10 protein-coding genes are annotated in these 14,751 nt (G+C 73.9%); 7 read left to right on the top strand and 3 right to left on the bottom strand.

Annotated features, from left to right (window positions below):
* Positions 1–155 precede the first annotated feature (155 nt).
* The gene (locus IH00_RS37545) at positions 156–1,985 is read left to right on the top strand and encodes a DUF4153 domain-containing protein (protein WP_078887873.1); all 1,830 of its coding nucleotides are present in this window, start codon (positions 156–158) and stop codon (positions 1,983–1,985) included.
* A gap of 63 nt (positions 1,986–2,048) precedes the next feature.
* On the opposite strand, the gene IH00_RS0121050 is transcribed toward IH00_RS37545, so the two are convergent.
* Positions 2,049–3,605 carry an MFS transporter gene (locus IH00_RS0121050; RefSeq protein ID WP_039947268.1) on the bottom strand — a complete coding sequence of 519 codons (1,557 nt, stop codon included), beginning with the start codon at positions 3,603–3,605 and terminating at the stop codon, positions 2,049–2,051.
* Between the two features lie 137 nt (positions 3,606–3,742).
* Between IH00_RS0121050 and IH00_RS0121055 the strand changes: the two genes are divergently transcribed.
* From IH00_RS0121055 to IH00_RS0121065, 3 genes are all read left to right on the top strand, one after another.
* Positions 3,743–4,369, top strand: coding sequence for a TetR/AcrR family transcriptional regulator (locus tag IH00_RS0121055; RefSeq protein ID WP_031075863.1), 627 nt, complete (start codon positions 3,743–3,745; stop codon positions 4,367–4,369).
* Positions 4,370–4,872: 503 nt separating this feature from the next.
* Positions 4,873–5,583, top strand: a complete 711-nt coding sequence (locus tag IH00_RS0121060) for a ribonuclease HII (protein WP_031075866.1) — start codon at positions 4,873–4,875, stop codon at positions 5,581–5,583.
* A gap of 91 nt (positions 5,584–5,674) precedes the next feature.
* Complete coding sequence (locus tag IH00_RS0121065; RefSeq protein WP_031075868.1) at positions 5,675–6,331, top strand: hypothetical protein; 657 nt, start codon at positions 5,675–5,677, stop codon at positions 6,329–6,331.
* 234 nt (positions 6,332–6,565) lie between these two features.
* On the opposite strand, the gene IH00_RS0121070 is transcribed toward IH00_RS0121065, so the two are convergent.
* Together IH00_RS0121070 and IH00_RS0121075 are read right to left on the bottom strand one after the other, a co-directional pair.
* The gene (locus tag IH00_RS0121070) at positions 6,566–7,195 is read right to left on the bottom strand and encodes a hypothetical protein (RefSeq protein ID WP_031075870.1); all 630 of its coding nucleotides are present in this window, start codon (positions 7,193–7,195) and stop codon (positions 6,566–6,568) included.
* Between the two features lie 217 nt (positions 7,196–7,412).
* Positions 7,413–9,593: a RecQ family ATP-dependent DNA helicase gene (locus IH00_RS0121075; RefSeq protein WP_031075873.1), complete on the bottom strand. Its 2,181-nt coding sequence runs from the start codon at positions 9,591–9,593 to the stop codon at positions 7,413–7,415.
* Positions 9,594–9,993: 400 nt separating this feature from the next.
* On the opposite strand from IH00_RS0121075, the gene IH00_RS37550 reads away from it, so the two are divergent.
* From IH00_RS37550 to IH00_RS0121090, 3 genes are all read left to right on the top strand, one after another.
* Complete coding sequence (locus tag IH00_RS37550; protein ID WP_078887882.1) at positions 9,994–11,562, top strand: DUF4192 domain-containing protein; 1,569 nt, start codon at positions 9,994–9,996, stop codon at positions 11,560–11,562.
* 115 nt (positions 11,563–11,677) lie between these two features.
* Positions 11,678–13,849 carry a glycogen debranching N-terminal domain-containing protein gene (locus tag IH00_RS0121085; protein WP_078887875.1) on the top strand — a complete coding sequence of 724 codons (2,172 nt, stop codon included), beginning with the start codon at positions 11,678–11,680 and terminating at the stop codon, positions 13,847–13,849.
* 73 nt (positions 13,850–13,922) lie between these two features.
* Entirely contained in the window at positions 13,923–14,690 is a 768-nt protein-coding gene (locus IH00_RS0121090) for an NUDIX hydrolase (RefSeq protein ID WP_031075879.1), read from the top strand.
* Positions 14,691–14,751: the final 61 nt, after the last annotated feature.

Consider the following 14,751-nt stretch of genomic DNA (forward strand, 5'->3'; position numbering starts at 1 on the left):
CAGCGCGTTCAGGGCTAGCCTTTCCGCCACGCCGTCGCGTTGATCATGACAAGCGCGCCGAAGACCACCGTGCCCCGTACGTCGCCTCAATTGCCCCAGTCGCCCCAGCGCCGCGGCGAGCCGACCTGTCCGGGACCGGTCAGGAGGGGGGTTCCATGCCAGATACACCGTCCGCATCGCCTTCACCGTCGGATCCGCCGCCTCGGGACACGCCCCCGCCGTCGCCCTCCGGAGCGCAGTCCGAGGGCTCGGCCCCGGCTGCCGCCCGGGCCACGGCCACGTCCGCCGCCCGGGCCACGGCCGCGTCCGCCGTTCCGGCCACGGCCACGGTCCCGGCGCCGCCCAACCCCTGGCGCAGCCCTTCCCCGCCCCCGCCGGTGTCGTGGCTCGCGCGCATCCGCCCCGAGGCGCCCGGCTCCGTGCCGACGGCCACTCTCTGGTCCGTCCTGGCCACGGCAGTGCTGAGCGCCGTACTGCTCGGGGAAGGTCTCGGCCTCAACCTGTTCCTGGTCGCGATCCCCGCGGCGCTCGCCGCGTACTTCGCCGCGGCTGCCGCCGGACGCCGGCTCCGCCCGTGGACCGCGGTCTGGGGCACCGGCGGCCTCGCCCTTCTGGTGGTGCCCGCGCTCCGCGACGCCGGCTGGCCGACGTTCCTCGCCGTCGTCACCGCTGTCGGGCTGGGCTCGCTCGCACTGCACGGCAGCCGCACCTGGCGGGGCATCGTCCTCGGGCCGGTCGGCCTCGCCGAGTCCGTGGCCTCGGGCATCGGCTGGGGCTGGCGCGGGCTGCGCGACCGTGCCGGCGGCTCGCAGGGCCGCTGGGGCCCGGTCCTGCGTACGACCGCGGTGGCCGTGGGGCTCCTCGTGGTGTTCGGTGCGCTGTTCGCGGGGGCCGACGCCGCCTTCGCCGATCTCCTCGGCTCCCTGACGCCGGACATCGACTCGGTGGCCGACACACCCCTGCGCCTCTTCCTCTTCGCGCTCGGTCTCGTCGGTGCGCTCGCCGCCGCGCGCACCGCCGCCGCCCCGCTGCGCTGGGACCGCCTGGAAGCGCGTCCCGGACGACCCCGCGGCCGGCTGGAGTGGGCGCTTCCGCTGATCGTGCTCAACCTGCTGTTCGCCGTCTTCAACGCCGTTCAGCTCGCCGTGCTCTTCGGCGGGTACGAGAAGGTCCTCAGCGAGACGGGCCTGACCTACGCCGAGTACGCACGCCAGGGCTTCTGGCAACTGCTGTGGGCCACCCTGCTCACCCTCGTGGTCATCGCCTTCGCTCTGCGCTGGGCGCCGCGCGAGGGCGGGCGCGACCGCACCCTGGTCCGCTCCGTCCTCGGCTCGCTGTGTCTGCTGACGCTGGTCGTGGTCGCGTCGGCGCTGCGTCGCATGGACCTCTACGTCGACGCGTACGGGCTGACGCGGCTGCGGATATCCGTGGCCGCGATGGAGCTGTGGCTCGGTGTCGTCATCGTGCTCATCATGCTGGCCGGTGCCGTCGGTGCGCGCCGGCTGCCGCTGCCGCGTGCCGTCGCCGTGAGCGCCGCCGCGGGGGTCCTCGCCTTCGGCCTCATGTCGCCGGACGCGCTGGTGGCGGAGCGGAACGTGCAGCGGTACGAGACGACGGGCAAGATCGACATCGGTTACCTGGACGGGCTGTCGGCCGACGCCGCACCGGCTCTCGACCGGCTGCCCGAGCCGCTGCGCTCCTGTGCCCTCCGTACCATCGAGGCGGATCTGGAGGGCGAGGACGAGCCCTGGTACGCGGCCAGTTGGGGCGAGCGCCGAGCCCGGGGCATCCTCGCCGAGCGCGCGGTCAAGACGAACGGATACTCCTGCACGCCGGAGCGCAACGGCATCGAGGACGAGTTCGGCCACGGCGGCGAGTCCGGCGAGTCGGGTGACTTCGGCGGCTCCGGTGACCCCGGCGGCTACGTCCCGCACGTCGGCCCGCTCGTCCCGCACGGCCCGCAGGGCCCGTACAGCGGGCCCTGAGACCAGGGCCCGCGGCGGCCGGGCCCGCCGGGAGCGGTGAAGCGGTTGAAGGCGGTGGAGGCGCTAGGCAGCCGGTGGCCCCGCCGCCTCCGCCGTGCCGCTGAGCGCCGCCAGGTCGCTCTTGCGGACGCGGATGACGATCAGCGCGGTGAGCAGCGCCAGGCCCACCATGGCGACCGCCGCCGTGAATGCCGTCGAGATCCCGTGGGTCAGCACCTCGTGCGACCACGGGGCCGGCAGCTGGTGCGTCCGGGCGAACTCGGCCTGCTGCTCGGGCGTCGCGTGGGCCAGGAAGTCCCGCGCCTGCTTGTCCCCTTCCTCGCGGCTCGCCGTGCCGAAGACCGTCACCAGGATGGAAAGACCCAGCGAGCCGCCCACCTGCTGGGTCGCGTTCAGCAGTCCGGAGGCCGCGCCCGCCTCGTGCTGGGCGACCCCCGACACGGCGGTGAGCGTCAGCGTCACGAAGTTCAGGCCCATGCCGAAGCCGAAGAGCACCATGGGGCCGAGTACGCCGGTCACGTAGGAGCTGTCGGGGGAGATGAAGGTCTGCCAGAGGAGGCCCACGCCGGTGAGAGCGGAACCCGTCACCATGAAGGGCTTGGGGCCGAGGACGGGGAGCAGCCGCTGCGAGAGCCCGGCGCCCGTGATGATCGCCACCGTCACGGGCAGGAACGCCAGACCGGCCTCGATCGGGCTGTAGCCGAGGACGTTCTGTACGAACAGGACGATGAAGAAGAACATGCCGAACATCGCCGCGGCCAGGCTCAGCATGATGACGTACGTACCCGATCGGTTCCGGTCGGCGAACATCCTGAGCGGCGTGATGGGCTCACGTGCCCGTGACTCGACGACCGCGAAGGCAGCCAGCAGGACGACGGCGGCGACGAAGGACGCGACGGTGAGCGAGTCCCGCCAGCCCTCCTCGGAGGCGCGGATGAAGCCGTAGACGAGCGAGGCCATGCCCAGCGTGCTGGTCAGCGCACCGGCGATGTCGAAGCGGCCGGGGTGGCGCTCGGACTCGGTGATGTAGAGCGGTGTGAGGAAGGCGATCAGCGCGCCGATCGGTACGTTGACGAAGAGCACCCAGCGCCAGTCCAGCCACTCGGTGAGCATGCCGCCGGCCAGAAGCCCGATCGCGCCACCACCGGCCGAGACGGCGGCGAAGACACCGAACGCCCGGTTCCGTTCCGGTCCTTCAGGGAACGTCGTGGTGATGAGAGCGAGCGAGGTGGGCGAGGCTATCGCGCCGCCCACGCCCTGGAGTGCGCGTGCCGCGAGCAACTGCCAGGGCTCCTGCGCGAATCCGCCCAGCAGGGAGGCGAAGGTGAACAGCAGGATGCCGGTCATGAAGACCCGGCGGCGCCCCAGGATGTCGCCCGCCCGGCCGCCGAGCAGCAGCAGACCGCCGAAGGTGAGCGTGTAGGCGCTCAGCACCCAGGAGAGGTCGGTGGTCGAGAAGGAGAGGGCTTCCTGGATGTGCGGCAGCGCGATGTTCACGATCGTGGCGTCGAGCACCACCATCAACTGGCAGGCCGCGATGACGGTCAGGGCGATTCCGGGGCGGCCTTCCCGGCGGGCCTGGCCGGGCGTGACCTGTGTTTTCAACGGAGAGGTTGGCACTATGGGTCCCCCACACATGAGTCAGTGAACGTATCCGTTCACTGTTGTCGCAACGGTAGTGAGTCCCCGTCAGTGAACGCAAGCGTTCACTGTCCTCCGCTTCCGTCCAAAGGAACCGCTCTGATGGAGAGTTGTTGATGGTTGCCATGCGTTCGCCGGCCACCGCTCGGTCGCAGCCGGTGCCCTCGCGGCGCCGGGGTCCCGTACTGGAACAGGCCATTCTCGAAGCCGCTCTGGAGCAGTTGAGCACCGTCGGCTGGAACGGTCTGACCATGGAGGGGGTCGCCGCCGGTGCCCGGACCGGCAAGGCCGCCGTCTATCGGCGCTGGCCCTCCAAGGAGGACCTCGTCGTGGAGGCGCTGCGCTCCGGACTCCCGTCGTTCGAGCAGGCTCCTGACCGCGGGAGCGTGCGCGACGACCTGTACGAGCTCTGTCTGCGCATGCGCGACGTGATGTTCTCCAGGCCGGGCTGTGCGCTGCGGTCAGTGCTTCACGAATGCGACAGCGTGACGGCGGAGAGGTTCCACGAGGTGATCGTCAGTGGCGTGATCGAGCCCTCCGCGCAGCTCTTCCGTCAGGTCGTACGCCGTGGAATCGAGCGCGGAGAAGCCCGGGCGGACGCAATGGACGACATGGTCAGGGACGTGATCCCGGCCATTCTCATGTACCGGGCGAAGGTGTGCGGGAGCGAATGGACGGACGTCGATATCGCGGAGATGATCGACCGGGTGATGGTGCCGCTGCTGCGGCCGGCGGCTGGTTGACACCCCCGCGACCGGCGGCTGGGCCGGTGTGCCGACTCGAGCGGCCCGGCCGGTCGGCCGTCCGTCCGCCCGCCCGTCGGCCGGGCTCGCTCGGGTACGCCGGGTCCGGGGCGGCCCGGTCGCGGTGCTCGGCGGCGGGCGGCCCGGCAGGACCGGTGGCTGCCGGGGCGGTACGGACGGGGCGCCGGGGCTCCGCGGCTCCCTGGTTCCGGCTCCGGCGTGGTCCGGTGCCTCGTGGTGGCCTGGCACCGGCCTGGTCCAGTGCCCGGGAGTGGCCTGGTACCGGCCTGGCCCGGGTCCCGGGCTCCGGCGTGGTCCGGTGGTCCGGTCGTGGTCCGGCTCCGGCCTGTGCCGGCCCTGGCCCTGGTCTGCTCCGGCCTCGGCCCCGGCCCGGCTTCGGCCTGATGGCGGCTGCCCGTGGAGGGCCGGGCGGACGCGGTGGTCGGCGAGATCGCAATCCCGGTGTTGCAGGCGGGGCCGGGCGGCGTAACCTATCTGGCGCCATGCCGTACGAACCACCCACCCACACCGTCGAGCGCTCGATCCGGGCGACCACCGGCGCCAAGATCATCGCCGGAGTCGACGAAGTCGGACGCGGGGCGTGGGCCGGGCCGGTCACGGTCTGCGCTGCGATCACCGGACTGCGCCGGCCCCCCATCGGCCTCACCGACTCCAAGCTCATCACCCCGAAGCGCCGCGGCGAACTCGCCGAGGAGCTGGAGAAGTGGGTGACGTCGTACGCGCTCGGCCACTCCTCGCCCGAGGAGATCGACGAGCTCGGCATGACCGCGGCGCTCCGGCTCGCGGCGGTCCGTGCTCTGGACGGTCTCCCGGTGCGGCCCGACGCGGTGATCCTCGACGGCAAGCACGACTACCTCGGCAACCCCTGGCAGGTCCGTACGGTGATCAAGGGCGACCAGTCCTGCGTCGCGGTCGCGGCGGCCTCGGTGATCGCCAAGGTGCGGCGGGACGCGATGATGGCCGAACTGGAAGCGGAGTCCGCGCAATACGCGGCGTTCGGTTTCGCGGCCAACGCCGGTTATCCCTCCCCGGTGCACAAGGCGGCGCTGCGGGAGTGGGGGCCGACGCCGTACCACCGCCTGACGTGGGCGTACCTGGACGCGCTGCCCCAGTGGCGGCACCTCAAGAAGGTCCGTATCTCCGCGGAGGCGGCCGCACTGGAAAGCGGGGGCCAGCTGGGCTTCGACTTCTGAACCCTCCGGCAGTCCCCGGCTGAACAGCCGTGCCGCGTACATGCGCCACCCGCCGATGCCGTTCGCACCGGCGTTTGATAGACATCCATTCATGCCTCTCATCCCCGAGGAGCCTCAGATTCACGAGAGTGCCCAGGGTCCCCGCGCCACTCCGGCCCCCGGCCGTCCCGCGCCGACCCCCCGTCCCGTACCCGGTCCGCGTACTGCGGCCTCGCCGCGTCCCGGCCGTCCGGGCCCCGCTCCCGCCAGGCCCACGCCTCCGGCGCCGCGCCCGCACAGCGGTGCCGGGCCGGCCCCTTCGCCCGCTGCCTCCCCGTCGTCCCCGCCCAGGCCGGAGAATCGTTCCGCGTCCCGGACCCGGCCGCAGATCCAGCTGATCCCCGCCCCGCCGGCCGGTGCGCTGGACGCGGCCGAGGAGGCCGTGGACCTGCTGCTCGAGACCGGTCGTGCTCCGGGCGACATCCTGGTCCTCACCACCGGTGAGCAGCACCCGTGGGCGACGCACGAGCTGTCCTTCGGCGACGCCGCCTACTGGGCTCAGCACGACGCCCGCGACGACGTCTTCTTCGCCGACGCTTCCGCCGTGGAGCGTGCCGCGCTGCGGCCCGTGGTGGTCGTGGCGGTCAACGGTGGCGACGCCGAGGTGGCTGCCCGGGCGCTGCCCGCCGCGCTGACGCGGGCAGGTGCGCTGCTGATCGTCTGCGGCGACCCGCAGCTGATCAACTCCGTGCTGGGCGCGGGCGTCTGACGCCAGGGCCTGGGTCGTGGGGCCCGGTGGCCCGCTCGGCGCACCCCGCACTGCGCGGGGGCGCGGCACAGCGGCCCACCGGTGGACGACGCCCGGTGGCCGGCCACGGTCCGGCGCGGACTCTTCGGGTCCTTGCCTCCGGTGGCCGCCATGCGGTGGGAGTTGTCCCCAGCGTGCCGCTGTGCGGTGAGGGGGCCGTCCTCACCGCGGTGCTGTGCGGTGAGGAGGTCGTCCTCAGCGTGCCGCTGTACGGCGCAGGGGTTCGGCCGCGCCGCCGGCGGTCCGTGGGGCGGGGAGTCCTACGTCGGCCGAGGAGTCCGCGAGGTCTCCCGGCTTGGACCGGGAGTGGGGGCGTCGGCCGCCGCGGCCTTCGCCCAGCACCTGCCAGCCGCTCTCGGTCAGCGTGATGTACGCCCCGCAGCGCAGCCCGTGCAGGGTGCATGCGTCGCGCAGGCCCCACATCCAGGCCCCGTCCTCCTCCGTCCAGCGCTCGTCGCCCTCGCGGCAGTAGAGCAGGACCGCGGTGCGCACCGGGGTGCGGCGCCGCAGGTCGTGCGGGACGACCCTGCGCAGGTGCGCGAGCAGCGCGTTGCGGAACTCCCACCCGTCCGCGGCAACGGGCCGCCGCGTGAACGAGGCGCTGGCAGTGAGCCGTTCCTCGTGGTCGAGGACGGCGACGACCGCGGTCGCCGGCGTCGGCCGGTGGCGGGCGTGCAGGCCGCTGACAACCTCGCGGGGGTTGCGCAGCAGCGGAATCCCCGCCGCTGCCCACTCGGCGGGTTCGAGCATTCGGGCAAGTCGGCTGGGAGAGTCGGCCGGGCCGGTGAGCGAGGTGGCTGCGGACGGAGCGAATCCGAAGGTCACGGTCCTCCCTTCGCATACGCGCCCACAGAGCGGGCAGGGTCGAGTGGGGGCGCACCGCGGCACAGCCCTTCGGACCGCGAACGGACCGTGCGGGGGGCGGTCTCCAATTCTGTCGGGCGCAACGGGCAGGCGGCAACGAGCAATTGACGCCACTGCCTGGTATGGGCTGGTATGACACTCATATCCTGCCCCGTGGAGCCCCTGCTGACGCGTCGTGTCATCCCTGGACGGCCAGGACCAGCGGAAACACCCCCTCGGCTCCGGCCTTCCGCAGCAGCCGCGCCGCCACCGCAAGGGTCCAGCCGCTGTCCGCGAGGTCGTCGACGAGGAGGACCGGTCCGGCTGCCGCGGCCAACTGCTGGGCGAGCGGCTGGGGGACCGTCAGCGCCCGGTGCAGGCCGACCACTCGCTGCGCGCTGTTCGTACGCGAGATCCGCGCCTCCACCGCTTCCGGTACGTACTCGACGGAGCCCAGCAGCGGCATCCGGCCGACCTCGGCGATACGCCGGCCGAGCGAGCCGACCAGCTGCGGCCTGCTGCGCGACGCGACGGTGACCACGCCGACCGGCCGGGGCGGTGCTTCCGCCTCGCCGGATGCCCAGCCGCCGGGACCCTTTGCCCAGTCGGCGAGCACGGTCACCACGGCGTTCACCACATCGTCCGGCACCGGGCCGTCCGGGGCGCTCTCCGCCAGCATGGGGCGCAGCCGGTTCCCCCAGCCGATGTCGGAGAGCCGCCCCAGCGCACGGCCCGGGAAGGACTGCTCGCCCGCCGGGATACGGCCCTTGAGATCGACGCCCACCGCGGTGAGCCCGGTGGGCCACATCTTGCGCGGCTCGACCTCCACGCCGGGCCGGCCCAGCTCGCCCCGCGCCGCGTCCAGCGCGGCGGCCGACACCTTGGCGTCGTACCGCGGGCCCGCGCAGTTGTCGCACCGCCCGCAGGGAGCGGCCTCCTCGTCGTCCAACTGCCGCCGCAGGAACTCCATCCGGCACGTCGTGGCGGACGCGTACTCGCGCATCGCCTGCTGCTCGGACCGGCGCTGCCGCGCCACCCACGTGTACCGCTCGGAGTCGTACGACCAGGGCTGCCCGGTGGCCGTCCAGCCGCCCTTCACGCGGCGTACCGCGCCGTCCACGTCGAGGACCTTGAGCATCGTCTCCAGTCGGGTACGGCGCAGTTCGACCAGTGGTTCCAGGGCGGGCAGGGACAGGGGCCGGTCGGCCTGCGCCAGTACGTCGAGGGTGCGGCGCACCTGCTCCTCGGGCGGGAAGGCGACGGAGGCGAAGTACTGCCAGATGGCCTCGTCCTCCTTGCCCGGCAGCAGCAGCACCTCGGCGTGCTCCACCCCGCGGCCGGCCCGGCCCACCTGCTGGTAGTAGGCGATGGGGGAGGACGGCGAGCCGAGGTGCACGACGAAGCCCAGATCCGGCTTGTCGAAGCCCATACCCAGCGCGGAGGTCGCGACGAGCGCCTTCACCCGGTTCGCGAGCAGGTCCTCCTCCGCCTGCTGCCGGTCCGCGTTCTCCGTGCGGCCGGTGTACGAGGCCACGGTGTGGCCGCACTGCCGCAGGTACGCGGTGACCTCCTCGGCGGCCGCCACGGTCAAGGTGTAGATGATCCCGGAGCCGGGCAGCTCCCCGAGGTGATCCGCCAGCCAGGCCAGGCGGTGGGCCGCGTCGGGCAGCCGCAGTACCCCGAGGCTGAGGCTCTCCCGGTCGAGCGGGCCGCGCAGGACCAGTGCGTCGGTGCCCGCGCCGGTCCCCAGCTGTTCGGCGACGTCCGCCGTCACGCGCGCGTTGGCCGTGGCCGTGGTGGCCAGGACGGGCACCCCCGGCGGCAGCTCCGCGAGCATGGTGCGCAGCCGGCGGTAGTCCGGGCGGAAGTCGTGGCCCCAGTCGGAGATGCAGTGCGCTTCATCGACGACGAGCAGGCCGGTGGCGGCGGCGAGCCGCGGGAGGACCTGGTCGCGGAAGTCCGGATTGTTGAGCCGCTCGGGGCTGACCAGCAGCACGTCGACCGAGCCCGCGGCCACTTCCTCCTGGATATTGTCCCACTCCTCCGTGTTCGAGGAGTTGATCGTCCGGGCGCGGATCCCAGCCCTTGCCGCGGCCTCCACCTGGTTGCGCATCAGCGCGAGCAGCGGCGAGACGATCACGGTCGGCCCGCTGCCCTGCGCCCGCAGCAACGAGGTCGCGACGAAGTACACCGCCGACTTGCCCCAGCCGGTGCGCTGCACGACCAGCGCACGCCGCTTGTGCGCGACCAGTGCTTCGATGGCCCGCCACTGGTCCTCGCGCAGCCGGGCGGTACCGCTGCCGTCCCCGACGAGACGGGCGAGCACGGCATCGGCGGATGCGCGGAGTGTGCTGGGTCCTGCGTCGCTCGTGTGCTCCATGCCCCCATGCAACAGCACGGGTCTGACAACAGGCGAACCGACGGCCGGCGGAGCCCCCCGGATTCCTTCCACCACGAGGCGGCCCGCGCCCGGAAGAACCGGGACCAGGCCGGGCACGGCGAGCCGTGCGGTACGGCGCACCGGCCGGGGGCGGGCCCACGCGGCGGCCGACGCGGCGATACGGGGAGCCATGCCCGAGCGGCGGCGCACCGGCCGGCGGCGGCACGCAGCGGCCGATGCGGCGATACGCGGGAGTCGCGCGGGCGCGCGTCCGCGCATAACAGGGGATCACCGCACGCGCCAGCGGACGGCCCGGCCTGTGGACGACGCACGACCGGCGACGATCCGCGGTTATCCACAGGGGTCGACGGCCCGCGGGGTTCGCGGGACCGTCGTGACCATGAACAGGCACCACGACTCGACCGGACCCGTCGGCGACCAGCAGCAGATCACCCTGCGCGGCCCCGCCGAACTCGCCGACGCCCTGCCCTACATGATGGGTTACCACCCGACCGACTCGATCGTCCTCGTCGCACTCCACGGCGACCGGGGTCGCTTCGGCGGCCGCGTACGCCTCGGCATTCCGCGCTCGCCGAGGGAGTGGCCACCCGTCGCCGAACAGCTCGCCGAGTGCCTGGTCGAAGGGTGTGAACGCCGTGGCTCCCGCCCCGAGGGCATCGTCGTCTTCCTCTGCCAGGACCCGGCCGACGGCGAGACGGGCGTGCGCGTGATGGAGCGCCTGCGCCCCCTCGCCCAGCGGCTGCGTACCGCCTGCGGTGCCCTCGACGTGCCGGTGTACGAAGCACTCTGCATCTCCGGCGGCCGCTTCTGGTCGTACTGCTGCCCCGACTCGCGCTGCTGCCCGCCGGAGGGCAACGTCCTCGCCCTGCCCGGTACGACCGTGATGGCCGCCGCCGCGGCGTACGCCGGCATCCAGGTCCGCGGCTCGCTGAGGGAGCTGGAGGAACGGCTGGCACCGTGGCGGTCGGGGCAGGCGGAGGAGCAGAGCCGTGCGCTGGACGCGGCGTGCGCTGCGCTGGTCCCCAGGATCCTGGACGTGGATCACCGCGAGGATGTACGCACGGAGACGATCCGGCTGGCGCGGCAGGTCATGCGCCGGCTGACGGAGAAGGTGCCGGCGCCCGAGCCGGCGGTGGCCGATGCCGCCGACGACTCCTTGATCGCCCACGATGAGGCCGCCGCGCTGATCGTCGGCCTTCAGGACCGGGAAACCAGGGACCGGGCGGCGGAGTGGATGGAAGGTGCGGAGGCACCCCCGGCGCTGCGGCTCTGGCGCGCACTGTCCCGCCGGTGCGTCGGCGCCTACGCCGAGCACGCCGCGGCGCCCCTGACCCTCGCCGGCTGGGTCGCCTGGTCGACCGGCGACGAGCCGAGCGCGCGGGTCGCCCTGGGGCTCGCGCTGACCGCCGACCCGGAGTACGTCTTCGCCCGGCTGCTGCACCAGGCCTGCAACGAAGGGCTCGACCCGGAGTCGCTGCGCGCCTGCCTGCGCCAGGAGCGCGGTGCGCGTGCCGCCGCGGGCGGGTGCGGCGTGCCGGGTACGGGTGGCCCCGCCCGCAGGGGCGTCACCAGGCGCGCGGGCGCGGCGGTGCGGCGGACCCGGGTCCGGGCGGTATGCCGGCCCGCACCCGGGAAGCACGCGCCGGAGCGGACCGCACCGGACAGGACCGCCCCCGACCGGGCGGGCCCCACCCGGACCGGTCACCACACGACAGGTACTGGCACGCCGAGCGCTGCCATGGCAGGTGCCGACACCGGCCCGGACACGACCGCTGCCGGGGCCGATACGACCGCCCCCGGCACGACCGCTCCCGGGCCCGGTACGACCGGCCCCGGCCCCGGCAGCGCCGGCCCCGCCGCGGGGCCGCCCCTCCGGCCGGCTCCCGCCCGGACGCGGAACCGGACGGCCAAGGGCAGCGGCCGCCGCGGCAGCAGGAGCGGACAGTGATGGCCGTGACCCGTGACCCGGTGCCGCCGTTCACGTCTTCGGCGGAGTCGTATGACCCGTGCCGCCGTACCTCCAGCGGCTGTCCGGAGCGCACAGAAGGCTCAGCGAACCACTCATGGACCGTCCCGTCCCGAACCGAACCCCCGTCCCGCAGTTCCGGCAACCGTCCACCGCCGGCCTCCCACCGGCGAGCGCGCCGGGAGCTCCGGCTTCCCGGGGTGCCGCCGGTGCGCCCGCGGCTGCCGTTCATCCGGTCATCGATCCCTCCCGTGCACCGGGTGCCCGCGGGCTCGTCGGAGCCGGGCCACCGGGCGCCCTGTGGCCGGGCCCCGCACGCGCCGACGACCTGCCACCCGTGCACGACGCCCTCATCTGCGTCGCCCTGCCCCACCTCGCGGTGTCGCAGGACCACGGCCAGCTCACCGGGCACGGTCTGGAAGGCTTCTACCAGTCCGGCCGCCGGCTCCTGTCCCACTGCCGGCTGCGGGTGGGCGGCCGTGAACCCGTTCCCGTACAGGGCAGGCTCCTCACCGCCGACCGTGCCCACTTCGTCGGCGTCGTCCGCACACCCGCGGACCCCGGCCCCGACCCCGGCATCCGCGTGGAGCGCTCCCGGCATGCCGAAGGGACCGAGCGCATCACCTTCCGCAGCTCACTCGGGCACACCGTCCGGCTCCCCGTCGAGCTGTCCCTGGGCACCGACCTGGCGCACCTGGGCGCGGTCGCGGCAGGTCGGCCCGCGGCCGAGCTCCGCGCCACCGTCCACGACGCGGGCATGCGCTGGACCGCCTCCGACGGCCACCACGCCATCGTCACCGCCGACCCGCCTCCCAAGGACGCCCTGGCGTCCGCCGGGCTCCTGCGCTGGGAGCTCGTGCTCCAGCCCGGCGGGGCGAGCACCATCGAGCTGCGGGTCCGCTCCGGGCAGCCGATCCGTCCGGCGAGCAGGACGACGAACGGCCCGGTCCTCCCCGAGGCTCGCGCCGAGAGCGACGATCCCCGGGCCGGGAAACTGCTGCGCACCGCGCTCGACGATCTGCGCGCGATGCTCCTGCGCGACCCTGCCCACCCCGCGGATCTCCACCCGGCCGGAGGCGTGCCCTGGCGCTGCGGCCTCGCCGCGGCCGAAGCCCTCTGGACGGTCAGGATGGCGCTGCCCCTCGGCACCCGGCTCGCCGCCGCCACCCTGCGCACCATCGCCCGCACCCAGCTCACCGGCCCGGGGCCCGGTACCGGCCGCATCCCCGGTCCGCTCCGGGACGCGGGCCCCCACCTCCCGCCCGGCTGCACGGGCGTCGAAGCGACCCTCGCCTTTCCCGCCGTACTCGCCGAAGCCCATCGCTGGGGCCTGCCGGAGCAGGAACTCGCCGAGCTGCTGCCGGCTGCCGAGCGCTGCCTGCACTGGCTGCGCTCCGCCGCGGGTGACAGCGCCCTGGTTCCGGAGCCGAGCCCCGCCGGCCTGCGGCGCGCGGAGACCCAGGCGCACGCGCACCGGGCGGCGCTGCTGGGGGCCGATCTGCTGGATGCCTGCGGCCGTGCAGGTGCGGAGGGCTGGCGGGACTGGGCGGCCGACCTGCGCCGGCGCTTCCGCGAGGAGTTCTGGATCGACGATCGGGCCGGCGGACGCCCGGCCGCCGCCCTCGCCCCGGACGGCCGGCCGCTGCCCCACCTCGGGGCGGGCGCGGCCCACCTCCTCGACACCGGTCTGCTGGGCGGTGGACGGCTCGCCGACGGCCTGCTGGACAAGGTGCAGACCGAGCAGCTCGCCAGGCTGCTCGGAGGCCCCGCCGTGGACTGCGGATGGGGCCTGCGCAGCCTCGGTTCCCGCGAGCCGGGCCACAACCCCTTCGGCCACCGCTCCGGGGCGGTACGGGTGCACGAGACGGCCGTCGCCGTCGCGGGACTCGCCGGCGCGGGGTACGACAAGGAGGCCACGTCCCTGCTGCGCGGACTGCTCGACGCCGCTGAGGTCTTCGGATACCGCCTGCCCGAGATGTACGCCGGGCTTCAGCGCACCGCGGACAGCGCCCCGGTCGCGCATCCGGCCGCCTGCCGCCCGGCAGCGGTGGCCTCGGCCGCCGCCGTCCAGGTGCTGACCACGCTGGCCGGTGTCCGCCCCGACGCACCGGGCCGGACGGTCACCCTGCAGCCGCTGCGCTGCGTCCCGCTGGGGGCCATCAGGCTGTCCGGGCTGTGCATCGCGGGGGAACCGTTCGCGGTGCGGATCAGCAGGATGGGACTCGGCATGGTGGAGGAGGCGGCCCCGGGACTTCAGTTGGGTGTCTGACCGAGGAGGGAAAGTGGCCATCACGGACGTCGGGGGCGTGCTTATCGTCAGTGAGACGACTATGATCAACGGCATGTCGCCCTACGACCCGTCGGCCTTTCCACCCTTCGCCGTCACCGTCGATCTGGTCGTGCTCACCGTGCGCCGTCATGCGCTGTGCGCCTTGGTCGTACGCCGCGGCGAGCCACCGTTCCAGGGGCGCTGGGCCCTGCCCGGAGGGTTCGTGCGGCCGGACGAGGACCTCGGCACGGCCGCGGCACGGGAGCTCTCCGAGGAGACCGGTCTCCGTGCCCACGAACCCGGCACGCCTCTGCCGGCCGAAGGGAACGGTGCGCATCTGGAACAGCTCGCCACCTACGGGGACCCCAAGCGGGACCCGCGGATGAGGGTCGTGAGCGTGGCCCACCTCGCGCTCGCCCCCGACCTGCCGGCACCACGCGCTGGGGGCGACGCCCACAGCGCCCGCTGGGCGCCCGTCGAGGACCTGCTCCAGGAGGCGGGCTTCGGGCGCGAGGGCGAGCAGCCGGCGCCGCTCGCCTTCGACCACGCCCAGATCCTGGCCGACGGGGTGGAGCGCGCCCGGTCGAAGATCGAGTACTCGTCGCTGGCCACCGCCTTCTGCCCGCCCGAGTTCACGGTCGGCGAGCTGAGACGGGTCTACGAAGCCGTCTGGGGTGTTGCCCTCGACCCCCGGAACTTCCATCGCAAGGTGACCGGTACGCCGGGCTTCCTCGTGCCGTCCGGCGGCACCACCACGCGGCAGGGCGGCCGGCCCGCCCAGCTCTTCCGGGCCGGCGGCGCCACCCTGCTCAATCCGCCGATGCTGCGCCCCGAGGTCTGACACCAGGGGCCGCGCGCCCTCAACCCTGCGCAAAAAGTCCGAAATGTCGCGTTATCTTGCT

It is taken from the genome of Streptomyces sp. NRRL S-118 (assembly GCF_000716335.1).
Lineage (GTDB): Bacteria > Actinomycetota > Actinomycetes > Streptomycetales > Streptomycetaceae > Streptomyces.

What these genes read in the sequence shown, in the direction of transcription:
- IH00_RS37545 (WP_078887873.1), top strand. Translation starts at nt 156, where the DNA reads ATGCCAGATACACCGTCCGCATCGCCTTCACCGTCGGATCCGCCGCCT.
- IH00_RS0121055 (WP_031075863.1), top strand. Translation starts at nt 3,743, where the DNA reads ATGGTTGCCATGCGTTCGCCGGCCACCGCTCGGTCGCAGCCGGTGCCC.
- IH00_RS0121060 (WP_031075866.1), top strand. Translation starts at nt 4,873, where the DNA reads ATGCCGTACGAACCACCCACCCACACCGTCGAGCGCTCGATCCGGGCG.
- IH00_RS0121065 (WP_031075868.1), top strand. Translation starts at nt 5,675, where the DNA reads ATGCCTCTCATCCCCGAGGAGCCTCAGATTCACGAGAGTGCCCAGGGT.
- IH00_RS0121075 (WP_031075873.1), bottom strand. Translation starts at nt 9,593, where the DNA reads ATGGAGCACACGAGCGACGCAGGACCCAGCACACTCCGCGCATCCGCC.
- IH00_RS37550 (WP_078887882.1), top strand. Translation starts at nt 9,994, where the DNA reads ATGAACAGGCACCACGACTCGACCGGACCCGTCGGCGACCAGCAGCAG.
- IH00_RS0121085 (WP_078887875.1), top strand. Translation starts at nt 11,678, where the DNA reads ATGGACCGTCCCGTCCCGAACCGAACCCCCGTCCCGCAGTTCCGGCAA.
- IH00_RS0121090 (WP_031075879.1), top strand. Translation starts at nt 13,923, where the DNA reads ATGTCGCCCTACGACCCGTCGGCCTTTCCACCCTTCGCCGTCACCGTC.